Source organism: Pseudomonas sp. WJP1, from assembly GCF_028471945.1.
In the GTDB taxonomy this organism is placed as follows: domain Bacteria; phylum Pseudomonadota; class Gammaproteobacteria; order Pseudomonadales; family Pseudomonadaceae; genus Aquipseudomonas.
On the sequence record NZ_CP110128.1, the window covers coordinates 5,649,821 to 5,674,262 of the forward strand.

At 59.7% G+C, this 24,442-nt stretch carries 21 protein-coding genes, 5 tRNA genes and 1 riboswitch; of the genes, 3 read left to right on the forward strand and 23 right to left on the reverse strand.

The features are described from left to right. Positions 1 to 102 precede the first annotated feature (102 nt). Positions 103 to 179 (reverse strand) — tRNA-Arg (locus tag OH720_RS25340). Between the two features lie 579 nt (positions 180 to 758). Here OH720_RS25340 and OH720_RS25345 point away from each other — a divergent pair. After that, positions 759 to 1,085, forward strand: coding sequence for an Arc family DNA-binding protein (locus OH720_RS25345; RefSeq protein WP_008066583.1), 327 nt, complete (start codon positions 759 to 761; stop codon positions 1,083 to 1,085). A gap of 101 nt (positions 1,086 to 1,186) precedes the next feature. Here the strand turns inward: OH720_RS25345 and mgtE are convergent, their stop codons facing one another. Beyond that, the gene (gene mgtE, locus OH720_RS25350) at positions 1,187 to 2,629 is read right to left on the reverse strand and encodes a magnesium transporter (RefSeq protein WP_272603337.1); all 1,443 of its coding nucleotides are present in this window, start codon (positions 2,627 to 2,629) and stop codon (positions 1,187 to 1,189) included. Positions 2,630 to 2,949: 320 nt separating this feature from the next. Between mgtE and OH720_RS25355 the strand changes: the two genes are divergently transcribed. Next, a complete protein-coding gene (locus OH720_RS25355; RefSeq protein ID WP_272603338.1) occupies positions 2,950 to 3,465 on the forward strand; it encodes a cell envelope protein SmpA in 516 nt (171 codons plus the stop codon). A 20-nt stretch (positions 3,466 to 3,485) separates the two neighbouring features. Here OH720_RS25355 and OH720_RS25360 read toward each other — a convergent pair. The 8 genes from OH720_RS25360 to ltaE all read right to left on the reverse strand — a co-directional run bounded on the left by OH720_RS25360 (position 3,486) and on the right by ltaE (position 9,601). Further along, a tRNA-Arg gene (locus OH720_RS25360) sits at positions 3,486 to 3,562 on the reverse strand. 71 nt (positions 3,563 to 3,633) lie between these two features. Continuing rightward, a tRNA-Arg gene (locus OH720_RS25365) sits at positions 3,634 to 3,710 on the reverse strand. 71 nt (positions 3,711 to 3,781) lie between these two features. Beyond that, positions 3,782 to 3,858 (reverse strand) — tRNA-Arg (locus OH720_RS25370). A gap of 107 nt (positions 3,859 to 3,965) precedes the next feature. After that, positions 3,966 to 4,056: transfer RNA gene (locus OH720_RS25375), tRNA-Ser, on the reverse strand. A gap of 62 nt (positions 4,057 to 4,118) precedes the next feature. Next, positions 4,119 to 4,307, reverse strand: a complete 189-nt coding sequence (gene csrA, locus OH720_RS25380) for a carbon storage regulator CsrA (protein ID WP_002554426.1) — start codon at positions 4,305 to 4,307, stop codon at positions 4,119 to 4,121. Between the two features lie 188 nt (positions 4,308 to 4,495). After that, positions 4,496 to 5,737 carry an aspartate kinase gene (locus OH720_RS25385; protein ID WP_008057978.1) on the reverse strand — a complete coding sequence of 414 codons (1,242 nt, stop codon included), beginning with the start codon at positions 5,735 to 5,737 and terminating at the stop codon, positions 4,496 to 4,498. A 91-nt stretch (positions 5,738 to 5,828) separates the two neighbouring features. Beyond that, positions 5,829 to 8,450, reverse strand: a complete 2,622-nt coding sequence (gene alaS / locus OH720_RS25390; RefSeq protein WP_008057979.1) for an alanine--tRNA ligase — start codon at positions 8,448 to 8,450, stop codon at positions 5,829 to 5,831. A 146-nt stretch (positions 8,451 to 8,596) separates the two neighbouring features. After that, positions 8,597 to 9,601, reverse strand: a complete 1,005-nt coding sequence (gene ltaE, locus OH720_RS25395; protein ID WP_272603339.1) for a low-specificity L-threonine aldolase — start codon at positions 9,599 to 9,601, stop codon at positions 8,597 to 8,599. 196 nt (positions 9,602 to 9,797) lie between these two features. Further along, positions 9,798 to 9,969, forward strand: a riboswitch (FMN riboswitch). Positions 9,970 to 10,071: 102 nt separating this feature from the next. Between ltaE and OH720_RS25400 the strand changes: the two genes are divergently transcribed. Further along, the gene (locus OH720_RS25400; protein ID WP_008057981.1) at positions 10,072 to 10,584 is read left to right on the forward strand and encodes a 6,7-dimethyl-8-ribityllumazine synthase; all 513 of its coding nucleotides are present in this window, start codon (positions 10,072 to 10,074) and stop codon (positions 10,582 to 10,584) included. A 119-nt stretch (positions 10,585 to 10,703) separates the two neighbouring features. Here OH720_RS25400 and astE read toward each other — a convergent pair whose 3' ends face one another. The 13 genes from astE to OH720_RS25465 all read right to left on the reverse strand — a co-directional run bounded on the left by astE (position 10,704) and on the right by OH720_RS25465 (position 24,174). Further along, positions 10,704 to 11,714, reverse strand: a complete 1,011-nt coding sequence (gene astE, locus OH720_RS25405) for a succinylglutamate desuccinylase (protein ID WP_008057982.1) — start codon at positions 11,712 to 11,714, stop codon at positions 10,704 to 10,706. A gap of 12 nt (positions 11,715 to 11,726) precedes the next feature. Continuing rightward, positions 11,727 to 12,017 carry a hypothetical protein gene (locus tag OH720_RS25410; protein ID WP_008057983.1) on the reverse strand — a complete coding sequence of 97 codons (291 nt, stop codon included), beginning with the start codon at positions 12,015 to 12,017 and terminating at the stop codon, positions 11,727 to 11,729. A 61-nt stretch (positions 12,018 to 12,078) separates the two neighbouring features. After that, positions 12,079 to 13,425, reverse strand: coding sequence for an N-succinylarginine dihydrolase (gene astB / locus OH720_RS25415; protein WP_008057985.1), 1,347 nt, complete (start codon positions 13,423 to 13,425; stop codon positions 12,079 to 12,081). Positions 13,426 to 13,589: 164 nt separating this feature from the next. Beyond that, the gene (gene astD / locus OH720_RS25420; RefSeq protein WP_272606520.1) at positions 13,590 to 15,059 is read right to left on the reverse strand and encodes a succinylglutamate-semialdehyde dehydrogenase; all 1,470 of its coding nucleotides are present in this window, start codon (positions 15,057 to 15,059) and stop codon (positions 13,590 to 13,592) included. Next, on the reverse strand, positions 15,056 to 16,081 hold the full coding sequence (gene astA / locus OH720_RS25425; protein WP_180204307.1) for an arginine N-succinyltransferase: 1,026 nt from the start codon (positions 16,079 to 16,081) through the stop codon (positions 15,056 to 15,058). The genes astD and astA overlap by 4 nt, the downstream gene beginning before the upstream one ends. Positions 16,082 to 16,155: 74 nt before the next feature. Beyond that, positions 16,156 to 17,175 carry an arginine/ornithine succinyltransferase subunit alpha gene (aruF, locus tag OH720_RS25430; protein WP_008058001.1) on the reverse strand — a complete coding sequence of 340 codons (1,020 nt, stop codon included), beginning with the start codon at positions 17,173 to 17,175 and terminating at the stop codon, positions 16,156 to 16,158. A 193-nt stretch (positions 17,176 to 17,368) separates the two neighbouring features. Beyond that, positions 17,369 to 18,589: an aspartate aminotransferase family protein gene (locus OH720_RS25435; protein ID WP_008058002.1), complete on the reverse strand. Its 1,221-nt coding sequence runs from the start codon at positions 18,587 to 18,589 to the stop codon at positions 17,369 to 17,371. Positions 18,590 to 18,921: 332 nt separating this feature from the next. Next, complete coding sequence (gene argR / locus OH720_RS25440; RefSeq protein WP_180204309.1) at positions 18,922 to 19,902, reverse strand: transcriptional regulator ArgR; 981 nt, start codon at positions 19,900 to 19,902, stop codon at positions 18,922 to 18,924. A 112-nt stretch (positions 19,903 to 20,014) separates the two neighbouring features. Beyond that, positions 20,015 to 20,779, reverse strand: a complete 765-nt coding sequence (locus OH720_RS25445) for an ABC transporter ATP-binding protein (protein ID WP_007971015.1) — start codon at positions 20,777 to 20,779, stop codon at positions 20,015 to 20,017. Positions 20,780 to 20,806: 27 nt separating this feature from the next. Next, on the reverse strand, positions 20,807 to 21,919 hold the full coding sequence (locus OH720_RS25450) for a M14 family metallopeptidase (protein ID WP_272603340.1): 1,113 nt from the start codon (positions 21,917 to 21,919) through the stop codon (positions 20,807 to 20,809). Position 21,920: 1 nt separating this feature from the next. After that, positions 21,921 to 22,619 (reverse strand): ABC transporter permease, encoded by a 699-nt coding sequence (locus tag OH720_RS25455; protein ID WP_272603341.1) that lies wholly within the window; start codon positions 22,617 to 22,619, stop codon positions 21,921 to 21,923. Beyond that, entirely contained in the window at positions 22,616 to 23,305 is a 690-nt protein-coding gene (locus OH720_RS25460) for an ABC transporter permease (RefSeq protein WP_008058010.1), read from the reverse strand. The genes OH720_RS25455 and OH720_RS25460 overlap by 4 nt, the downstream gene beginning before the upstream one ends. A 92-nt stretch (positions 23,306 to 23,397) precedes the next feature. Then, entirely contained in the window at positions 23,398 to 24,174 is a 777-nt protein-coding gene (locus tag OH720_RS25465) for an ABC transporter substrate-binding protein (protein ID WP_180204311.1), read from the reverse strand. Positions 24,175 to 24,442: the final 268 nt, after the last annotated feature.

Sequence of the window (24,442 nt, forward strand, 5' to 3'; positions counted from 1 at the left end):
ACGGCATTGAGGATTTTCGCCCGAAGCAATCCGCTTGCCCCGCATCCTGACCCTGTAAAAGTCTGGCGAGCGAATCATGAACGGCTGGAGGCTGGAATTATATGGTGTCCCAGGGCAGGTTCGAACTGCCAACCTTCCCCTTAGGAGGGGGATGCTCTATCCAATTGAGCTACTGAGACACAAGATGCCCGCGAAGATACGCGTAGCGATAGACGGCGTGCATGTTAACGGGCGAGCCTGCCTTTGTCATGTCATCCGTGGGCTTTTTAAGTGTAGGCAGATGTCAGGCGAGAGCTTGAAGTTTTCACGCACAAGCGAGGAAGAGAACCGGCGCCTTCCCCGCCAAGGAAGCCAGCCCCATGAAAATCAACCTGCCACCCATCCTAAATGACTCTCGTTACACGCATGCCACTAGTAAATCGGCCATTTGCCACTATCCTGTACAGATAAGGAAGAGTGATCGAATTCGCATGGGATGCCCTCGGGTTTTTCAGAAGTCCTGCAGGGCAAAGGACGCGACGAGAGACACGGACCGGGAAATTTTCAAGACCAGTCCGCATTTCTGACAATTGGTGCTGGCAGAACGCCTTTATCCAGCTCAATATTTGTCACAGAATTGACGCCAATGAACTGGCGAACTTGAGGCATGATACGAGCCTCTATCAATTCAGGTTGAACATTTGGCCAGAGCGCTTGTCCTATCAGACATCCTGCGGCCAATCCCGAGAACCGCTCCCCTGAACTAACCGGTTAAATATATGCGCCCATTGAAACAGGCAATTTATTCCAGCCGTACGGCTGACAAGTTCGTCGTACGTCTGCCAGACGGAATGCGTGAACGCATTGCCGAGGTGGCTCGCAATCATCACCGCAGCATGAACTCCGAAATCATTGCGCGCCTGGAGCAGAGTCTCATTCAGGAAGGCGCACTGGGCGAAGAGCTGAGCATGCGCCTGGACAGCCCGGAGCTGTCACTGCACGAGCGCGAACTGCTGCAGCGTTTCCGCCAACTCTCTCACCGCCAGCAAAATGCGCTTGTTTCACTGATCGCCCATGACGCAGAGATGACTGCAGACGCCTCCTGATTCGTCCCCGCAAGCTCAAGCCAGCCTGATCGCTGGCTTTTTTTTGCCTGAAATTCAGCCATAAAAAAGCCCGCCGTAGGGCGGGCTGTTAAACAAGTGCCTCAGAGCAGGAAAATCGTCGCCAGCCCCAGGAAGATAAAGAAGCCACCACTGTCGGTCATGGCGGTAATCATCACACTGGCCCCCATGGCAGGATCTCGCCCGAGTCGCGCCAGCGTCATCGGAATCAAGACCCCCATCAATGCCGCAAGTAAAAGGTTGAGGGTCATGGCAGCGGTCATCACCACTCCGAGCGACCAACTGCCATACAACAGGTAGGCAACCGCGCCGATCACACCACCCCAGATCACGCCGTTGATCAAGGCAACTGCCAGCTCCTTGCGCATCAGTCGCGAAGTGTTGCCCGTACTCACCTGGTCCAGCGCCATGGCGCGAACGATCATGGTGATGGTCTGGTTACCGGAGTTACCTCCGATACCCGCTACGATCGGCATCAACGCAGCCAGCGCCACCAGCTTCTCAATGGAGCCCTCGAACAGACCGATCACCCGGGACGCCACAAATGCGGTGATCAGGTTCACTGCCAGCCAGGCCCAGCGGTTACGCAGGGACTTCCAGACCGACGCGAAAATATCCTCTTCTTCACGCAGACCCGCCATGTTGAGAACTTCGTTTTCGCTCTCCTCACGAATCAGGTCGACCATTTCATCGATGGTCAGACGGCCGATCAGCTTGCCGTTCTTGTCGACGACGGGCGCCGAGATCAAGTCGTAACGCTCAAACGCCTGGGCAGCATCGTAGGCTTCTTCATCCGGATGGAAACTCACCGGATCGCTGGCCATGACCTCGGAAACCTGCTTATCCGGATCATTGACCAGCAAGCGCTTGATCGGTAGCACGCCCTTGAGCACGCCGTCGTAATCAACCACGAACAATTTGTCGGTATGGCCTGGCAGCTCCTTGAGGCGTCGCAGGTAGCGCAGAACCACTTCGAGACTGACATCCTCACGGATGGTGACCATCTCGAAGTCCATCAGCGCGCCGACCTGCTCCTCGTCATAGGACAACGCCGAGCGCACACGCTCGCGCTGCTGGGCATCGAGGGTCTCCATCAGCTCATGGACGACATCTCGCGGCAGCTCGGAAGCCAGGTCGGCCAGCTCGTCAGCATCCATGTCCTTGGCCGCAGCCAGGAGCTCGTGATCGTCCATGTCGGCGATCAGGGTTTCACGAACAGAATCGGATACTTCGAGCAGGATGTCGCCGTCGCGATCAGCCTTGACCAACTGCCAGAGTGTCAGGCGGTCATCCAGCGGCAGGGCTTCAAGAATATAGGCGACGTCGGCGGAGTGCAGGTCATCGAGCTTGCGTTGCAACTCAACGAGATTTTGCCGGTGAACCAGGTTTTCGACTCGATCGTGATGCGGACCTTCCTGGCGATGAGTCAGGTCTTCAACCACTCGCTGACGCTGCAACAGCTCAACAACTTGAGCCAGGCGGTCCTGCAAGCTTTCCTGCGTTTTCTTTACTTCTACTTCAGACATAGGCGAACTCCACTCCCAGCAGCGGGGTGCGCCGGAAGGATCAATCAGTCAATTCATGATTGGAAAATCGGGGTATTGAGTAACTACTGGGTAAGTCCATGGAGGTAATCCAAAAGCCCCGGCGGGGCTGACGGGCGCAATCATACACCGACTGACGGCTGAAAACGTTAAAAAATCGCGGCTGAAACAAGCGCTTGCGAAACAATCTTGAGCGCGCGCCTGACACTTGAAAGTGGACGACTCATCTCGAAAAGAAAACACACTGGCGATGGAAAATGCAGGCGCTAGCCTTCATCAGTAGCCGTCATGGAGGACGCGCAATGCCATCGAGAATCTCCCTCCTGGGACTCGCCACCCTGCTCTACCTGGCGCTCGATGCATCCGGCGCAACGATTCACCGCTGCGAAGCCCCCGACGGGCGCATCACCTTTACCACGATGAGCTGCGCGATCGACGAAAGCCTTACGCACCAGAAGGTGAACCCTTACCGACCTGGCACCACAATCACGCTCGTACCACAACAGCACCGCGAAACATCAAGCCTGAAAGTCGATCACCGCGATCCGGTAGTCGTCGGCCAGGCAGCAGACAAATGTGGAAACCTGATCAGCGCCAGCGAGCGCCGCATAGCAATCATCAATCAGCGCGTGATCGCCGGCATGAGCCAACAGGAGGTCGAGAGCACTCTGGGCAAGCCAGACAAGATCAGTATTCGAAATTCAAGCACCCGCTACCACTACCAGACCAAACGAGGTCGAAGCGCCAGCATCGAGTTCGACGAGAGAGGATGCACGAAAGGAAAAGCCAAATCCCAGACGGCAAAAAGCCCGCTTTAAAGGCGGGCTTTTTGTTTGTATGGTGCACTCGACAGGATTCGAACCTGTGACCGCTCGGTTCGTAGCCGAGTACTCTATCCAGCTGAGCTACGAGTGCATTTGTGTTTTGATACCAGATCACAACTGGTTGAAGCCAAGTTATTCACATCACTGCAAACAACTCTTAAATGGTGCACTCGACAGGATTCGAACCTGTGACCGCTCGGTTCGTAGCCGAGTACTCTATCCAGCTGAGCTACGAGTGCATTTGTGTTTTTAGACCAGGTCACGACTGGTTGAAGCCAAGTCATTCACATTGCTGTAAACAACTCTTAAATGGTGCACTCGACAGGATTCGAACCTGTGACCGCTCGGTTCGTAGCCGAGTACTCTATCCAGCTGAGCTACGAGTGCATTTGTTGCCGCGCACTATAGGCCGTCTAATCTCTATGTCAAACACTTTTTCTAGTAATTTCAACAACTTACCGAAAAAGCCAGATTACGACGTACTACGCAAATAATGGCGGAGAACGGGGGATTCGAACCCCCGACACCCTTTTGAGGTGTACTCCCTTAGCAGGGGAGCGCCTTCGGCCACTCGGCCAGCTCTCCGCAACACGGGGCGTATCTTAACCAACCTTTTCCCCGTTTGCAAACATAAAAAACGATAAAAATTAATGGCTTGGTTCTTCGTCCTTCTCTTTCTTTATACGCAGGTAAATTTCCTCACGGTGGACCGCAACCTCTTTCGGGGCGTTGACACCGATGCGCACTTGATTTCCTTTGACGCCGAGCACGGTCACGGTGATTTCGCCATCACCAATAATCAGGCTTTCTGCGCACCGACGAGTCAGAATCAGCATACCTTTCTCCTCACGCATTACATTTTCAGGGACAACAGTCTGCAAAAAAAAGGCACTCGACCTACAACCAAAATGGTCGAAGGCCTACATGCCTGAGTATTGACCAGCGCGAGCAAAAGAACAGCCTTGGGGTCGCGCCTTGCAAAAAAACAAAGGGCGCGGTCAGACCGCGCCCTTTGGCAAACGCATCACTCGCCCTGGCGGACCGGCGCGTCCAGTTCGAAAGCCGTGTGCAAGGCGCGCACAGCCAGTTCCAGGTACTTCTCCTCGATCACCACGGAGACTTTGATTTCCGAGGTCGAGATCATCTGGATGTTGATGGTTTCCTTGGCCAGCGCTTCGAACATGCGGCTGGCGACGCCTGCGTGGGAACGCATGCCAACGCCGACGATCGACACCTTGGCGATCTTGGTGTCGCCGATGACTTCACGGGCACCCAGCTCGCCAGCAGTCTTCTCCAGCACGGTTTGCGCCGCCTGGTAGTCGTTGCGGTGCACGGTGAAGGTGAAGTCGGTGGTGTTATCGTGCGCGACGTTCTGCACGATCATGTCCACTTCGATGTTCGCGGCGCTGATCGGGCCGAGAATCTTGAAGGCAACGCCCGGGATGTCTGGCACGCCACGGATGGTCAGCTTGGCTTCATCGCGGTTGAAAGCGATACCGGAAATGATCGGCTGTTCCATGGTTTCCTCTTCATCAATAGTAATGAGGGTGCCCGGACCCTCCTTGAAGCTGTGCAATACGCGCAGCGGGACGTTGTACTTGCCGGCGAACTCCACCGCACGGATCTGCAGCACCTTGGAACCGAGGCTGGCCATTTCCAGCATCTCTTCGAAGGTGATCTTGTCCAGGCGCTGGGCCACGGACACGACACGCGGGTCGGTGGTGTAGACGCCATCGACGTCGGTGTAGATCTGGCATTCGTCAGCCTTCAGGGCCGCTGCCAGGGCCACACCGGTGGTGTCGGAACCGCCACGACCGAGGGTGGTGATGTTGCCGTGCTCGTCGACGCCCTGGAAACCGGCGACAACCACCACGCGACCGGCCTTCAGGTCACCGCGAATCTTCTGGTCGTCAATCTGCAGGATACGCGCTTTATTGTGTGCGCTATCCGTCAGGATCCGTACCTGATTGCCGGTGTAGGACACCGCTGGTACACCACGCTTCATCAGCGCCATGGCCAACAGGGCAATCGTCACCTGCTCACCGGTGGAGACGATCACGTCCAGCTCGCGAGGAACCGGTTGATCGCCGCCACTGATTTGCTTGGCCAGATCGATCAGACGGTTGGTTTCGCCGCTCATTGCAGACAGCACAACCACCAGGTCATCGCCGGCATCGCGGAATTTCTTAACCTTGTCGGCAACCTGCTCGATTCTCTCGACGGTGCCGACCGAGGTGCCTCCAAATTTCTGTACGATCAAAGCCATTTCAAAGCCGCCTCTGCCCATGAAGGGCGCCCAAATAATCACTCAAACAGCGTTGCGGCCCGCCACTAGACTGCGGGCCGCGGACACTGCCTTATAAACCCTGCTCTACAAACGGAACGGTCAGCGCCAGTGCCGCATCCAGGGCGCCAGCGTCGGTACCGCCGCCTTGCGCCATGTCTGGACGACCACCGCCCTTCCCGCCCACTGCCGCAGCGGCCTGTTTCATCAAATCACCGGCTTTGAGTTGGCCAGTCAGGTCTTTGGTTACGCCTGCAACCAGAACGACCTTTTCCTCATGGACACTGCCGAGCAGGATCACTGCGCGGCCGAGTTTGTTTTTCAGTTGATCGACCAGCGCCAACAGCGCCTTGCCATCCTGCCCGTCCAGACGCACGGCCAGCACTTTCACGCCCTTGACGTCCAGGGCTTGCGCCGACAGGTCGTCACCCGCCGCACTGGCGGCCTTGGCTTGCAACTGCTCGAGTTGCTTCTCCAGCAGACGGTTGCGCTCCAGCACAGCCGACAGTTTGTCGATCAGGTTGTCGCGGCTGCCCTTGACCAGGCTGGCCGCTTCCTTGAGTTGCTCTTCCGCGGCGTTCAGGTAAGCCAGTGCCGCAGCGCCTGTCACCGCTTCGATACGACGCACGCCAGAAGCCACACCGCCTTCGCTGATGATTTTCAGCAGGCCGATGTCGCCGGTACGGTTGGCGTGGATACCACCGCACAGCTCGACGGAGAAATCGCCCATGCTCAGCACGCGCACGTTGTCGCCGTATTTCTCGCCGAACAGCGCCATGGCGCCTTTCTGCTTGGCGGTTTCGATATCGGTTTCTTCGGTTTCAACTTCGGAGTTCTTGCGAATCTCGGCGTTGACGATGTCTTCCAGCGCTTTGAGCTGTTCAGGCTTGATGGCTTCGAAGTGGCTGAAGTCGAAGCGCAGGCGCTGACTGTCGACCAACGAGCCCTTCTGCTGGACGTGATCGCCCAACACCTGGCGCAATGCAGCATGCAACAAGTGAGTCGCCGAGTGGTTCAGCGACGTCGCGTGACGCACTTCGGCATCGACATGAGTCTCGACCGGAGCACCGACGATCAGGCTGCCCGAATCCAGAATACCGTGGTGCAGGAACGCGCCGCCGGTCTTGGTGGTGTCGCGTACGTCGAAACGTGCAGTGCCAGCCTGGAGGAAGCCGCAATCACCGATCTGACCACCGGATTCGGCATAGAACGGCGTCTGGTTCAGGATGACCACACCCTCGTCGCCTTCATTCAAGACGTCGACCGATTGCCCGTCTTTATAGAGAGCAACGATTTTTGCCGAGCCGCTGTGAGCGGTGTAGCCGGTGAACTCGGTGTCCACATCAACCTTGACCAGGCTGTTGTAGTCCATGCCGAAGGAGCTGGCCGAACGGGCACGGACGCGCTGGGCTTCCATCTCGCGCTCGAAACCTGCTTCGTCGATGGTCAGGCTGCGCTCGCGAGCGATGTCGCCAGTCAGGTCCATCGGGAAACCGTAGGTGTCGTAGAGTTTGAACACTACGTCGCCCGGTACCACGTCGCCTTTCAGTTCGGCCAGATCCTGCTCGAGGATTTTCAGGCCCTGCTCCAGGGTCTTGGCGAATTGCTCTTCTTCGGCTTTCAGCACGCGCTCGATGTGCGACTGCTGGGATTTCAGTTCCGGGAAGGCTTCGCCCATCTCGGCGACCAGGGCCGCGACGATTTGGTAGAAGAAGCTGCCCTTGGCGCCCAGCTTGTTGCCATGACGGCAGGCGCGACGAATGATGCGGCGCAACACATAACCGCGACCTTCGTTGGACGGCAGCACGCCGTCGGCGATCAGGAAGCCGCAGGAACGAATGTGGTCAGCCACGACTTTCAGCGAAGCCTGGGCGTCGTTGGTGCAACCGATGGCCTTGGCCGAAGCGCTCAGCAGGCTCTGGAACAGGTCGATTTCATAGTTCGAGTGAACGTGCTGCAGCACGGCACTGATCCGTTCCAGGCCCATGCCGGTGTCCACCGACGGTGCTGGCAGCGGGTGCAACACGCCGTCGGCGGTGCGGTTGAACTGCATGAACACGTTGTTCCAGATTTCGATGTAGCGGTCGCCGTCTTCTTCTGGCGAACCCGGTGGGCCGCCCCAGATGTCAGCGCCGTGATCATAGAAAATCTCGGTGCAAGGGCCGCACGGGCCGGTATCGCCCATGGTCCAGAAGTTATCGGACGCGTAAGGCGCGCCCTTGTTGTCACCGATGCGCACCATGCGCTCTGCCGGCACCCCGATTTCCTTGGTCCAGATGTCATACGCCTCGTCATCGCTGGCGTAGACGGTGACCCAGAGCTTTTCCTTCGGCAGGTTCAGCCACTTGTCGGAGGTCAGGAAGTTCCAGGCGTAGGTGATGGCATCACGCTTGAAGTAGTCACCGAAGCTGAAGTTACCCAGCATTTCGAAGAAGGTGTGGTGACGAGCGGTATAACCGACGTTTTCCAGGTCGTTGTGCTTGCCGCCGGCGCGTACGCACTTCTGGCTGCTGACGGCGCGGGTGTACGCGCGCTTTTCCTGGCCCAGGAAGCAGTCCTTGAACTGGTTCATCCCCGCGTTGGTGAACAGCAGGGTTGGGTCGTTGCCCGGAATCAAAGAGCTGGAGGCTACACGGGTGTGGCCTTGCTCTTCGAAGAAGCGAAGGAAGGCTTCACGGATTTCTGCGCTTTTCATTAGGTTCTTCCACGGAGGCTGCGGCCAAAGGCCTGTTCGAAACGTCAACAGACGAAACGACGGCAAAGGGCCGCATTATATCGGCCCTGCGCGCGGGGTACAGCGTGTTTATACGATAGAAACGGTCAATTGGAGCGCTAACGCTATCACTTACTGGAAAAGTCGACGAATGTCGCGACGACCTGCTCGATTTGCGCAGCGTTGATGTCCATGTGCGTGACCATGCGCAGACGAGCGGCAGCACTGAGTTTGATCCCGCGTTCGGCGGCGAATGACTTGAGTGCCTCGGCCCTGTCGCCCATGGCAACGTAAACCATGTTGGTCTGCACCGGCTCGACCTCAAAACCTGCAGCACGCAGGCCTTGTGCCAGCAATTGGGCATTGGCGTGGTCGTCGGCCAGGCGCTGGACGTTATGCTCCAGCGCGTACAGGGCCGCCGCTGCCAGGATCCCGGCCTGGCGCATGCCGCCGCCAACCATCTTGCGCAGGCGCCGCGCCCTGCCGATCAACTCGACCGAACCGCACAGCACCGAGCCCACCGGCGCGCCCAGGCCTTTGGACAGGCACACCGAGACGGAATCGAAATGCCAAGTGATCTCCCGGGCATCGACGCCCAGCTTGACCGCTGCGTTGTACAGCCGCGCACCGTCCAGATGCAGTTGCAACCCGTGTTCGCGGGTAAAGCTGCGCGCCCGGGCCAGGTATTCGAGGGGCAGGACCTTGCCCTGCATGGTGTTTTCCAGCGCCAGCAAACGGGTGCGGGCAAAGTGGAAGTCGTCCGGCTTGATCGCCGCGGCCACCTGCGAAAGGTCCAGCGAGCCATCGGCCTGCACTTCCAGCGGCTGTGGCTGGATCGAACCGAGCACCGCCGCACCGCCCCCTTCGTACTTATAGGTGTGGGCCTGCTGGCCGACGATGTATTCGTCACCGCGCTCGCAGTGGGCCATCAAGCCCAGCAGGTTGCTCATGGTGCCCGTGGGGACGAACAGTGCCGCGGCAAAACCCAGGCGATTGGCCAGCTCGGCCTCCAGTCGATTGACCGTCGGATCTTCGCCATACACGTCGTCACCAGTGACGGCGGTGGCCATCGCGTCAAGCATGCCAGGGGTGGGTTGGGTGACGGTGTCGCTGCGAAGATCGATAACGCTCATGAATCTGGCCTCGGTTAGCAGGGGAAAATCCCTTTCAGACGGGAAGTACTGCGGTCATGCCCACCAATATTCAACCCTTGGAAAGCAAACGACTTGCTGGCTCGACGAAAAAGTCGATAGCAATCATCAAATAGCAGCCATGCACAGAAAAGAAATATGTGATAAAAAAGCTTCGCCGCCTAACTATCTGGCGGCAAAACGTTCTCAGGGCGGGGTGCAACTCCCCACCGGCGGTAATTGCGTGCAACACGCATAGCCCGCGAGCGCTTGGTGACAGACACGGCCTTGGCCGTGCATGGCGACAAGGTCAGCAGACCCGGTGTGATCCCGGGGCCGACGGTCATAGTCCGGATGAAGAGAGAACGGGATTGGCGCCAAAGGGCTGTCCGCAGGCACTCGTGCGAGCGTGCATACCCTTAAATCCCATTCGATTCATAAGCCCTGTTTTTCACACAAACAGGAATCAGAACATGCAACCCACCGCAATCGACAGCAAAAGCAAACACCATCACGGCGAACGCGTTGCGTTCATCCAGGCCTGCTGGCACAAAGATATTGTCGACCAGAGCCGTAAAGGCTTCGTCGCCGAAATGATTGCCCAGGGTTATCAAGAGTCCGACATCGATTTCTTCGAAGTCGGCGGCGCCTTTGAAATGCCCCTGCACGCCAAGTTGCTGGCCAAGACCGGCCGTTATGCCGGCATCGTCGCGGCCGCCCTGGTGGTGGACGGCGGCATCTACCGCCACGAATTCGTTGCCCAGTCGGTGGTCAGCGGCCTGATGCAGGTGCAACTGGAAACCGAAGTGCCGGTGTTCTCGGTATCGCTGACCCCGCACCACTTCCATGCGGGTGAAGAACTGCATCATAAGTTCTTCTTCGAGCATTTCGTGCATAAGGGTCAGGAAGCAGCGAAGACGTGTGCGGATACGTTGCTGAAGATCCGCTCGCTGCGTCGCACCGAGCCGCGTGCCGTAGCCGTCTAAACACAAAACCTGTGGGAGCGAGCCTGCTCGCGATGACGGACTGACAGTCGAAATTTATGGCGACTGATACTCCGCTATCGCGAGCAGGCTCACTCCCACATTTTGGTCCTACGTGGACTTCAGGCGAGGTTTTCGTCGGTGGTCGGCACGATCAGGATGCCCGCACGCAAGCCATTCTTCACCTTAGGGTTCGGGAAGATGATCCGGGCGCCCTCCTCCTCGATGATCCAGCGGGTATTGGCGATGTCTTCCGCCAGCAGGTAACCCACTTCCAGCTCCGAAAAATTCTCGATGTCCACTGGCAGGTTCAGGCGGAAACTGTCGCTGTGCTTGATGATTTCCCGTGCCACGCTGAACAGCTGCAAACCGTCCAGCGCCTCTTCAGCCAACTCGGGCTCGGTGCCTTCGATGATCTGTTTGAGACGGTTTTCCAGCAAGGAGACGTTCACCCCGTCGTTCTGCCCGAACGGCCGCGCCTTGCCCAGCTCAAGGGTGAAGGACTCGGCACCGAGCTTGTCGTAGGTATAGGAACTGAAGACGATGGACGGCTTGTTCTGCAACAGCACTGCCTCCATGCCCGCGGCGCGCAGCCGGGCCAGTTCCTGGCGTGAATGCTGGCGATCTTCCTTCCAGGGGTACAAGGCGAACTGCTCGATTTTCGAGCCGCGAATCGCCGTGTGCAAATCGTAGTGCAGGCGCTGGCGATCCGGCAGGCTGAAGAAACTCGCCGCCAGGCGCTCCAGCTCACAGGCGCGCAGCGCTTCGGAGCCACTGCTTTGTTCGTGACGGCCGTTGAACAGCCGATTGACGTCCTGCTCGACGAAACGCTCGCCCTTGCGAATGGCTTCAGGGTTACCGAACAGGAACAGAATGCGGGCACGCGGTTTCAGGTCGCCGCGGGCGATGTCATGCAACAGGCGATCGAGCAGTTCGATCGGCGCTGTTTCGTTGCCATGGATACCGGCCGATAACAGCAGGTCCAGGCCATTGTCGCGAGCCAGCGGAGGCCGCACTTCCAGCGCACCTTCGCTCAACCAGCGCATGCGCACGCCTTCGACAGTCAGTTGAGTCTTCTCCGCCGGTTCGCGGCCGGCGAGGGTCAGTTCAAGCAGTTTGCCGAGGGCGAGCATAGAGCGGTTTCCTTAATGGTCGTGATTGCAATCCGGGCCGTGGACGTGTTCCTCGTCGTCGCCGAGGTCAGCCGGTTCCATCTCCAGTTGCAGACTTACCAGATTAGTCGCCAATGGGCGCAGCAGCAGGTTGGCGTATTCGGCGTCGCCTTCTTCGACGTCCACGCCGATCAGCAATTGGCCACGGCCATCGTGCTGGATCCACAGCTCTTTGCCTTGCCACATGACCGCGACGCGGGTGCAGGACGTTTCCAGTTGCGTGCCGTCGGTGTCTTCAAGGATCAGCTGCAGTTTGTCGCTCATGTAAATACGCTCTCGTTTGAGATGAAGCGGCGCGCTGTCGGGCCCGAAAGCGCGCCGTCGATCAATTGATCTGGAATGGATAAACCGCGCCCAGTTTAAGGATTTGTGTCAGTTCATCCAGTGCCGTCCGGCACTCAAGCAGCAATTGCGGGTCCGCCAGATCGTTTTCGGTCATGCGGTCGCGGTAGTGCTTCTCGACCCATTCGGTCAGAGTGCCGTACAACGGTGCCGTCATGATAACCCCTGGGTTGACGGCCGCCAGCTCGGTTTCGTTGAGCGCGACACGCAACCTCAGGCAAGCAGGGCCACCGCCGTTCTGCATGCTCTGCTTGAGATCGAAGACTTTCACTTCGCGGATCAGGCCGCCGGAGCTGGTCAAACCCTGCAGGTATTGCCATACGCGCTCGTTGCCATGGCATTCTTCCGGCACGATCAACAGCATGGAGCCGTCAGGACGCGTCAGCAGCTGGCTATTGAACAGGTAGGAGCGAACCGCGTCTTCGACGCTGACCGCCGAACGCGGTACGCACACCGATTGAAATTTCCCACCGACCTTGGCGAGTTTGCCCTGCAATTCGGCGAGCATCTTGTCGGTCTCGAGGAACGCGTCCTCGTGATAGAACAGCACTTCACCGTTACCGACTGCGATCACGTCATTGTGGAACACGCCCTGGTCGATCACCGACGGGTTCTGCTGGGCGTAGACCACGCCGTCATCGCTCAGGCCGTGCAGGCGAGCGACCGCCTGGGACGCTTCGAGGGTCTGGCGCGCCGGGTACTTTTGCGGTGCCGGGTAGCGGGTGTCGAAGGCACTGCGACCGAACACGAAGAATTCGACACCGGCTTTGCCATATTCGCGGCAGAAACGCGTGTGGTTGGCCGCGCCTTCGTCACCGAACTGCGCCACGGCCGGCAAGGCGGCGTGGTGGGCGAAGTGCTTCTGGTCGGCGAACATGGCGCCCAGCACGCGGCTGGTGGTCGGATGCTCGATGCTGCGGTGGTACTTGCAGTTGAGGTTGGCGGCGGTGAAATGCACGCGGCCATCCGCGGTGTCGGCGCTCGGGCTGACGGTGGCGGCGTTGGCTACCCACATGCTCGATGCCGAGCAACTGGCGACCAGCAATGGCATGGCTTCCTTGGCGGCGCGCTCGATGACTTGAGCGTCGGTGCCACTGAAACCCAGGCGACGCAGTGCCGCCACGTCCGGGCGCTCTTGTGGCGCCAGCACGCCTTGTTGAAAGCCCATGTCCATCAGCGCTTTCATCTTCGCCAGGCCTTGCAGCGCCGCTTCCTTGGGATTGGAAGACTGCTGGCTGTTGCTCTGGGACGCGACGTTACCGTAGGACAGGCCGCCGTAGTTATGGGTCGGCCCCACTAGACCGTCAAAATTGACTTCATAGGATTTCATCAGCGAGGCTCCACGAGAATCTGTTGTTATGGCTTCAAGTAACAATTCAGCAAGACCGCGTCGCGGCCTTCGCGGGCAAGCCTCGCTCCTACAGGTTCAGCAGCGTTCACACATTTTGTGTTCGACTCGGACCTTGTGGGAGCGGGCTTGCTCGCGAATGGCCGTTACGCCATCTTCACGCCAGGCGTAAGCGCCGCGGGCAACACCAGGCTCGGGGTTTCCAGCGAGGCCACCGGGTACGCGCAGTAATCCGCGGCGTAATAGGCGCTGGCGCGATGGTTGCCCGAGGCGCCGACGCCACCGAATGGCGCGCTGCTCGCTGCGCCGGTCAATTGCTTGTTCCAGTTGACGATACCGGCACGGCTTTCCAGCCAGAACTGCTGGTAGCGCGCTTCGGAATCCGACAGCAGGCCGGCCGCCAGGCCATATTCGGTGTCGTTGGCTTCAGCGATCGCCGCTTCAAAATCAGCGTAGCGGATCACCTGCAACAACGGACCGAACAGCTCTTCGTCCGGGCGATCAGCTACTGCCGTGACGTCCAGAATCCCTGGGGTCAGCAGGGCGGCGCGGGCCTGGGGCTGCGTCATTTCCAGCAGCGCCACAGCGCCGTTGGCCAGTAAGTGCTCCTGGGCATCCATCAACGCTTTCGCCGCGCCGAGGGAAATCACCGAGCCCATGAAGGGTGCCGGTTGCTGGTCGAACGCGCCGACTTCAATCGACGAACTGACCGCCACCAGACGCGCCAGCAATGTATCGCCCCAGGCGCCTTGCGGCACCAGCAAGCGGCGGGCACAGGTGCAGCGCTGGCCGGCAGAGATGAATGCCGACTGGATGATGGTGTAGACCGCGGCATCGAGATCGGCGACCTGATCCACCACCAGCGGGTTGTTGCCCCCCATCTCCAGCGCCAGGATCTTGTCTGGACGGCCGGCGAATTGATTGTGCAGGTGATTGCCCGTGCGACTGGAACCGGTAAAGAACAGGCCGTCGATGCCCGGGTTCGCCGCCAGGGCGATACCGGTTTCGCGGGCACCCTGCAGCAGGTTAAGCACGCCCGCCGGCAAACCGGCCTCGATCCAGCACTTGACCGTCAGCTCGGCGACTTTCGGCGTCAGCTCACTCGGCTTGAACAGTACGGTGTTACCGGCCAGCAGCGCCGGCACGATATGCCCGTTGGGCAAGTGGCCGGGGAAGTTGTAAGGGCCGAACACTGCCACCACGCCGTGCGGCTTGTGACGCAGCACCGCGGTGGCGTCGCCCAGCGGGCCGCTCTTCTCGCCGGTGCGCTCACGGTAGCTCTGCACCGAGATCGCAATCTTGTTGACCATGCTGGTGACTTCGGTGGCCGATTCCCACAGGGGCTTGCCGGTTTCCTCACCGATCGTGCGAGCCAGTTCGTCTGCGTTGTTCTTCAATGCCGCGGCGAAAGCTTCCAGCACCGAAATACGTTCTTGCAGAGTGCGACGGGCCCAGTCCGGGAACGCCTGGCGCGCAGCCTGCACGGCGGACTCGACCTGATCAGCGGTGGCACCGGTGCCAGACCACAGCACTTGCTGGGTCACAGGGTTCAGCGACTCGAAGGCTTCGCCCCCACCTGCCAACCATTCACCTGCGATGTATAGCGACTTCATTATTTCGACTCCCGAGCAGCGGACAACGCCACGGCGCGCACTTGATCGCCAGCGTTGAGTTGAAGACGTTTGGCGGTCAGCGGGTCGACCACCAGGGTGCCGGCGGCCAGACGTGCCGGAGCGGCAGTGATGCGGCAGTCTTCGCGCTTGCGGTTGTGAATGATGAACGGCGTGGCGTCGTCGCCCGGCGTGCCGATGGCCAGCACCAGCGCCTGGCTGTCGCGCACCGCGCGGATCTTGCCGGTTTCGCACTCGATGGCAGGGCCCGCGTCGAAGATGTCGACGTAGCCCTGGTAGCTGAAGCCTTCGCTCTTGAGCATCGACAAGGCAGGCTCGGTGTCCGGGTGCACCTGGCCAATCACGTTGCGCGCATCGGGCGACAGGAAGCAGGTGTACAGCGGAAACTTCGGCATCAGCTCGGCAATGAAAGCTTTGTTGCCCACGCCGGTCAGGTAGTCCGCCTGACTGAATTCCATCTTGAAGAAGTGCCGGCCCAGGCTTTCCCAGAAGGGCGAACGCCCGGCTGCGTCGGAAACGCCGCGCATCTCGGCAATGATCTTGTTGCCGAACAGTTGCGGGAACTCGGCGATGAACAGCATCCGCGCCTTGGACAGCATGCGGCCGTTGAGGCCACTGCGGTAATCGGCATGCAAAAACAGCGAGCACAGCTCGGAGTTGCCGGTCAGATCGTTGGCCAGGAACAGCGTCGGGATCTCGCGGTAGATATTCAGCTCTTGCGAAGCGCTGACCGTCAGGCCGACCCGGAAGTTGTACCAGGGCTCACGCAGGCCCACGGCGCCGGCGATGGCGGAAATGCCCACCACGCGGCCGTTGTCATCTTCGAGCACGAACAGGTAGTCCGCATCGCCCCGCCCGGCTTCGCCACGGAAGGTCTTCTCGGCCCAGCCGACCCGGTGGGCCAGGCGCTCTTCGTTGGCCGGCAAGGTGGTCAGGCCGGTGCCGGTGCTGCGGGCCAGGTCGATCAGAGCGGGTAAATCGCTGCTGCGTACGGGACGAACGATCATGCTATCTCCTCAAACGGGCCGCCAACGCCACCCGCGAAACTTCGCTGCTTTCCAAGACTCTTTTCAGTCAAGCGTCAAACCGCTACCAGGCGCACGCTGGCACCTTCACCGACGCCCAGGGCTTCGGCCGCTTCCAGGTCCAGGGTCACGGGTTTACCCGGCGCGTAATCGAGCTCGAGCATGATTGCGCGGTAATCCTGCAACTGGGCATTGGCCACCAGGTACTGGCGACCAGCACCTTTGACCGGCTCACCGATCTTCACCGGCACCACGCGGCTCTGGGCGATCGAACGGATCCCCGAGACACGGGCATGCAGGGTCGGGCCGCCGTCGAAGATGTCGATGTAGTGATCGGTTTCGAAGCCTTCGCGCATCAGGATGTCGAAGGTGATCTGCGCCCGAGGGTGCACCTGGCCCATGGCTTCCTGAGCGGAGTCCGGCAGCAGCGGCACGTAGATCGGGTAGTGCGGCATCAGTTCGGCGAGGAAGGTCCGGCTCTTCAGGCCACACAGACGCTCGGCTTCGGCGTAGTTGAGGTCGAAGAAGTTGCGACCGATGGCATCCCAGAACGGCGAGTCACCATTTTCATCGCTGTAGCCAACGATCTCGGTCACTACCGAATCGGCGAAACGCTCCGGGTGGCTGGCGACGAACAGCAGGCGGCCACGGGAATTGAGCTCGGCCCAAGGCGAACCCACCAGCTCGCGCTGCACATAGAAACTGGTGAGCAGGCTGTTGCCCGTCAAGTCGTGGCACTGCGAGAGCACGTGGATCTTGTTATGAATCTTCAGCTCGCGGGAGGCGTGCACGAAGGTTTCATTACGGAAACTGTAGAACGGCTCGGAATAACCCGCCGAGGCGACGATCGCCGAACAGCCCACCAACTTGCCGGTGGCCGTGTCTTCGAGCACGAAGAAATAGCTCTCTTCACCATTGAAGCTGACTTCGGCGGCGAACGAGGCTTCGCTCGCGGCGATCTTGTCGCTCAGGCGTTCAACGTCATCCGGCAAGGAAGTGACACCAATCGGGCTGTCCGCAGCCAGACGCTGTACCTCGCCCAGATCAGCCATTTGCGCGGGGCGCATCACCAGCATGGTGTCACTCCTTTCTCATACTCTTGAGGAAAATAAGCCGGCCCCCTTGTAGGAGCGAGCCTGCTCGCGATGGTGTGTCAGGCACCACGGTGTCGACTGACACACCATCGCGAGCAGGCTCGCTCCTACAGAAAAGCGGGACCGGCATAAAAATTGGGTTCGACGCCTGAACGATCAGGCGTCGAAGGGTCTATCAGGCTTGCGTCAGTTTTGCCGCGGCACGTTCGAAACGGTCCAGGCCTTCGTCGATGTCCGCGTCTTCGACCACCAGGCTTGGCGCGAAACGCACCACGTCCGGGCCGGCTTGCAGCACCATCAGGCCTTCTTTTTCAGCGGCGTTGAAGATGTCCTTGGCCTTGCCTTTCCAGGCATCGCTCAGTACGCAACCGATCAACAGGCCCATGCCACGCACCTGGGTGAACAGGCCGTACTTCTCGCCGATCTGCTCCAGGCGCGCCTTGAACTTGTCGTGCTTGGCGTTGACGCCGGCCAGCACCTCAGGGGTGTTGATCACATCGATTACAGCTTCAGCGACAGCGCACGCCAACGGGTTGCCGCCGTAGGTGGTGCCGTGGGTGCCGACGACCAGGTGCTTGGCCAGGTCTTCGGTGGTCAGCATGGCCGCGATCGGGAAACCGCCGCCCAGGCTCTTGGCGCTGGTCAGGATGTCCGGAATCACGCCGTAATGCTGGTAGGCGAACAGATGGCCGGTACGGCCCATGCCGGTTTGCACTTCGTCGAAGATCAGCAGTGCGTTGTGCGCGGTGCAGAGTTCGCGGGCACCTTGCAGGTATTCGAGTTCGGCCGGGATCACGCCGCTCTCGCCCTGGATCGGCTCCAGTACCACGGCGCAGGTCTTGTCGGAAATGGCGGCTTTCAGCGCGGCCAGGTCGTTGTACGGCACATGGGTGATACCGGTAATTTTCGGACCGAAGCCATCGGAGTACTTCGATTGGCCACCGACGTTGACGGTGAACAGGGTACGGCCGTGGAAGCTGTTGAGCGCGGCGATGATTTCATACTTCTCGCTGCCGAAACGGTCGAAACCGACACGACGGGCCAGCTTGAAAGCAGCTTCGTTGGCTTCGGCGCCGGAGTTGCAGAAGAAGGCACGTTCGGCAAAGGTGGCATCGACCAGCTTATGGGCCAGGCGCAGGGCCGGCTCATTGGTGAACACGTTGGACACGTGCCACAGCTTGTTGGCCTGCTCGGTCAAGGCACCGACCAGCGCCGGATGTGCGTGGCCCAATACGTTGACGGCGATCCCGCCGGCGAAGTCGATCAGCTCGCGACCGGACTGGTCCCAAACGCGGGAACCGGCGCCACGCACGGGAATGAAGGCGGCTGGTGCATAGTTGGGAACCATTACCTGGTCGAAATCGGCGCGTTCTACCGCAGCGTGCTCAACGGACATCGGAGTCTCCTGAAGAGGAACACCCGCCTGAAACTGGCGAGCGATGGGGGGATTGTAAGGACAGTTTTCAGCCCGGCCTTGCCGCCAAGCGACAACTTCTTATAGCGCCAAACCCGGTTTTTCCCGGGTTTATGGCAATGCGACAAATAGGGTCGCAAAGGCGCAGTTTAACTGGCCAACAGGGTTAGCGGCAGGGTTGTGGGGATTTGATTTGCGGCACCCGCCAACACCCCGACTCTCTACTGCGGGTTGATAGCGCAAATGCGGACATGGAGATAAGGACTTGAATGCAAAAGGCCATGGAAGCAATGCCATGGCCTTGAGTGTTGGGATTAGCCGCGTTCCGACGGAACTGACGACAATTCGAACGGGCTGCTGCTGCGCCGCTGGTTGCGATCTTCGCGCGGTGTGGCGCCGAAGAAATTACGGTAGGCGCTGGAGAAATGTGGCCCCGAGGAAAAGCCACAGGACAGGCCGATCTGGATGATCGACTTGCTGGTTTGCATCAGCATCTGCCGGGCCTTGTTCAGGCGCAGCTCCAGATAGTACTGGCTCGGCACACGGTTGAGGTATTGCTTGAAGATCCGCTCGAGTTGCCGACGGGACACGCACACGTGCTGGGCGATTTCGTCGGTGGTCAGCGGCTCCTCGATATTGGCTTCCATCAGCAACACCGCCTGGGTGAGCTTTGGATGACTGGAACCCAGGCGGTTCTGCAGCGGAATGCGTTGGCGCTCACCGCCCTCACGGATACGCTCGACCACCAACTCTTCAGACACCGCACCGGCCAGTTCGGCGCCGTGATCGCGAGCCAGTACCGCCAGCAGCAAGTCGAGTACCGACATGCCGCCACACGCAGTCAGGCGATCGCGATCCCAATCGAACAGATGACTGGTGGCGATGACTTTCGGGAAGCGTTCAGCGAAATCGTCCTGCCAGCGCCAGTGCACCGCAGCGCGGTAGCCGTCGAGCAAACCCAGTTGCGCCAACGGATAAACACCGGCCGACAGCCCGCCGATCACGCAACCGGCACGCACCAGTTGCTTGAGCGCACTGCTCAGTGCCGGGGCGAGACTGGTCGGTGGCTCGTCGGCGAGCAGGAACAGTTTCTGGAAGTTCTCGAGTTTGCCGGTCCAGGGTTCACCGGGCAATTGCCATTGGCCTTCGCCCTGCGGTTCGGCCTGCAAAAATGACAGCTCGTAGACCACGTCCGGATGCACACGCTGGGCAACCCGCAAGGCCTCCTCAGCCAGCGCAAGCGTCAGTGCTTTTGTGCTGGGCCAAATCAGGAAACCTATTCGATGGGCAGTCATGGCGGGCAATCCGAAACGAAAACAGTGTTAGAAGCCAAAGCGGCTGCAACCAAATTAGACCATCTGGCGCGCGCTGCGCAGCATGACCTAATTTGGTGCGTAACGGGAGCGATTACTTCAAGCTGCCCGAAAGGAATTGTTGCAGACGTTCGGACTGTGGATTGACCAGCACCTCACGCGGGTTGCCGCTTTCTTCAACGACACCTTTGTGCAGGAACACCAACTGGTTCGACACTTCACGGGCGAAGCCCATTTCGTGGGTCACCACGACCATGGTCCGACCTTCCTGGGCCAGAGCCTGCATGACCTTCAGCACGTCGCCGACCAGTTCCGGGTCGAGGGCCGAGGTCGGTTCGTCGAACAGCATTACCTCGGGTTCCATCGCCAGCGCACGGGCAATCGCCACGCGCTGCTGCTCGCCGCCGGACATGTGGCCCGGGTAAGCATCTTTACGGTGAGCGACGCCCACTTTGTTCAGGTAGTGCTCGGCTTTTTCGCGAGCTTCTGCCTTGGACACACCGAGTACGTGCACCGGCGCTTCCATGATGTTTTCCAGCGCGGTCATGTGCGACCACAGGTTGAAATGCTGGAACACCATCGACAGGCGCGAACGCATGCGCTGCAGCTGTTTCGGGTCGGCAGCCTTCAGCGCGCCGTCCTTGTTCGCCACCAGCTTCAACTCTTCGTTGTTGAGCAGGATCTTGCCCGCGTGCGGCTGCTCCAGCAGGTTGATGCAGCGCAGGAAAGTACTCTTGCCGGAGCCACTGGAGCCGATGATGCTGATCACATCGCCGGCCGCCGCTTTCAGGGACACGCCCTTGAGCACTTCGTGACTGCCATAGCGTTTATGCAGGTCTTGGACTTCAAGCTTGTACATGCGGTCGGTTCTCACAAAAACAGTCAGTCAGTCGTTGAGCAAGCGCCCGTGACGCAGCGCTTCGCGCCCCGCCACCTTGGCCAGCCAGAAACCGGGTTGGGCGTAACGCAGCCGTTCAATGGCAAACAGCACCCCGGACGTACCAGCACACACCGTGCTGACCCGATCCGCCAGCGGATCGATCACTTCGAAAATTTCATCGCCCGCCTCAACCCATTCACCGGGCTTGCGCAGGAAACTCACCACACCAGGATGCGGCGCGAACAGCAGTTCAGTACCTTCGAACGGCAGGCCTTCGCAAGGTTCGTGCGCCGCGTTCGGCCACTCACCACTGATCAGGCCTTGCTCGGCGAGGAACGCCAGGATGCCTTCGGCGTGAGCCTCGGATTCCGCGCGGCCGGTGTCGGCCTGACCACCCAATTCTATGGTAGTCGCCAGGCACGCCAGCGGAATCTGCGCGTCCGGGAACAGGCGCGACAGACGCAACCACGGCAGCGAGCAGGCTTCATCGAAGGAGCTGCCGCCGGAATCTTCCGCCAGCAGGCCAACCTTCACATCCAGGTGCGCGGCCAGCGAACGCCACTGCGGCCAGTGCTGTGGCAAGGCGTACATATGCAACGCCGCTTCGGCATCGCAATGCAGGTCCAGCACCACATCGGCGGTGCAGGCGTGGCTGAGCAGAACGCGCTGCATGCCTTGCAACTGACTGCTCGCCTCTGGCAATGCCGCCAGGTGATCGCTCATGGCCTGGCGAATCAAACGAATATTGGCGTGCGGATCATCACCCAGGTGGCCATCAAGTTGCGCAGCCACTGGCGCGCTCAACTCAACGAAATCGCGGTTGAAATTCTTGCCGCTACCGGCCTCGAAACGCCCTTGATGATTGCCCTGCAGCAACTGACCGAGGCCCAGTGGATTGGCCACCGGCACCAGCTCGATCACACCGTTCAACAGACCTTGGGCTTCGAGTTCGGCCAGGCGCTTTTTCAGGGCCCAGGCCGTGCGCATGCCCGGCAGTTCATCGGCGTGCAGGCTGGCCTGGATGTAGGCCTTGCGCTCGCCACTACCGAAGCGGAACACCGAAATTCGGCGTTCGCTGCCCAGGTGGCTCCACGGCAATGCATGATCGATGCGTTCCATATCAGTGCTTCCGCGGGGCCAGGTAGCCCAGCCAGCGGCGCTCGGCCATCTTGAACAGCTTCACCAGGATGAAGGTCAGGCACAGGTAGAACACGCCGGCGGTGATGTACGCCTCGAACGGCAGGTAGAACTGGGCGTTGACCGTGCGCGCAGCACCGGTGATGTCGATCAGGGTCACGATGGATGCAAGGCTGGTGGTCTGCAACATCATGATCACTTCGTTGCTGTACTGCGGCAACGCACGGCGCAGGGCCGACGGCAGCAGGATGCGCTTGTACATCTTGACCCGCGACATGCCCATGGCCTTGGCCGCTTCGATCTCGCCGTTCGGTGTGGCCCGCAGGCTGCCGGCGATGATTTCGGCGGTGTAGGCGCTGGTGTTGATGGCGAACGCCAGGCAGGCACAGAACGTGGCGCTGGACAGCCATGGCCACAGGAAGCTTTCACGTACGGCTTCGAACTGCGCCAGACCGTAGTAGATCAAGAACAGCTGCACCAGCATCGGCGTGCCGCGGATCACGTAGGTGTAGAGCCACGCCGTCATGTTGACCACGGCGTTTTTCGAGACGCGCATCAAGCCCAGCGGCAACGCACAGAGCAGGCCGAAGAACAGCGACAGTGCGAGCAACTTGAGGGTGGTCACCAGGCCGCCGAGGTACAGCGGCAAGGCCTCCCAAATGACGTTGTAGTCGAAGATCATAGCTCAGCCGCCCTTACGCCTACCGAGTAGCGCTTCTCGAGGTGACGCAATGCCAGCAACGAGACGCTGGTGATCACCAGGTACATCGCCGCCACTGCGAGGAAGAAGGTGAAAGGCTCGCGGGTAGCGTCTGCCGCCTGCTTGGCCTTGAACATCATGTCTTGCAGGCCCACCACCGAAATCAGCGCGGTAGCCTTGGTCAGTACCAGCCAGTTGTTGGTGAAACCCGGAATCGCCAGGCGAATCATCTGCGGCACCAACACCCGGAAGAACACCTGGAAACTGCTCATGCCGTAGGCCATGCCCGCTTCGGCCTGCCCCTTGGGGATCGCCATGAACGCGCCACGGAAGGTTTCCGACAGGTACGCACCGAAGATGAAGCCCAGGGTGCCGATACCGGCGGCCAACGGGTTCAGGTCGATGTATTCGTCATAGCCCAGCATCGGCGCGACGCGGTTGAGCAGGTCCTGGCCGCCGTAGAAAATCAGCAGGATCAGCACCAGGTCGGGAATGCCGCGGATCACCGTGGAATACAGATCGCCCAGCCAGGCCAGCCAGCGCACCGGCGACAGACGCAGTGCCACGCCGATCAGGCCCAGGACAATGGCCAGGGCCATGGACGACAAGGCGAGCTGAAGCGTCAGCCAAACGCCATCGAGGATGACAGCCCCGTAGCCTTTCAACATGATTCAGGTCCTCGAAAGTTGAGATGAAAAAATGGCGCAAACCTCAGAGATCCTGTTGCTTGCGCCATTTCGGACTGGTCGTTGCGACGTACTTACTTGCCGTAAATGTCGAAATCGAAGTACTTGTCCTGGATTTGCTTGTACTTGCCGTTCTCGCGGATGGCAGCGATCGCGGTGTTGATCTTGTCTTTGAGCGCGTCGCCCTTGCGAACCGCGATACCCACGCCGTCGCCGAAGTATTTGACGTCAGTGAAGGCCGGCCCCACGAAGGCGAAACCTTTACCGGCGTCGGTTTTCAGGAAGCCGTCATTCAACAGGGTAGCGTCTGCCACGGTGCCGTCGAGGCGGCCGGCGGCCACGTCGAGATAAATTTCGTTCTGCGAACCGTAAGGCTTGATCTCGGCACCCAGCGGGGCCAGCACTTCGCGGGCGAAACGCTCGTGGATCGAACCACGTTGCACGCCGATGTTCTTGCCCTTGAGCTCGGTCAGGCCTTCGCTGACCTGAGTGCCTTGCTTCATCACCAGGCGAGCCGGGGTGTTGTAGTACTTGTTGGTGAAGTCCACGGACTTCTTGCGATCTTCAGTGATCGACATGGACGACAGGATCGCGTCGATCTTGCGCACTTTCAGTGCCGGGATCAGGCCGTCGAACTCTTGCTCGACCCACACGCACTTGACCTTCATCTCTTCGCACAGGGCGTTACCGATGTCGTAGTCGAAACCAACGATGCTGCCGTCCGGTGCTTTGGAAGCGAACGGAGGGTAAGCCGCTTCGATACCGATCTTCAGAGGTTTTTCATCGGCGAAGGATGGCAGGGACAGCACGGCGGACATTGCCAGGGCGCCAAGCAGCACGAGTTTCTTCATCTTGGGACTCCATCGGTAAAGGGCTAAAACGGCAGAGTGAGCGACAGCCCAATATGCGAATGAGTGGAACCGGAAAGCGTTGCTGCGTCCGGGGATGCGGGTGTTGAAATTCAACACAGGCAACGACGAGCGAGTGATCGGCATTCTAACGACAGGCCCGAAGCCGATATTTCTTCAATGCGACAACTAATTACAGAAGCACCGAGAAAGCCGCCCGGGCACGTTGACAGCCTTGCAAAATCATGCAAGAGCAAAAGACAGTGAACCG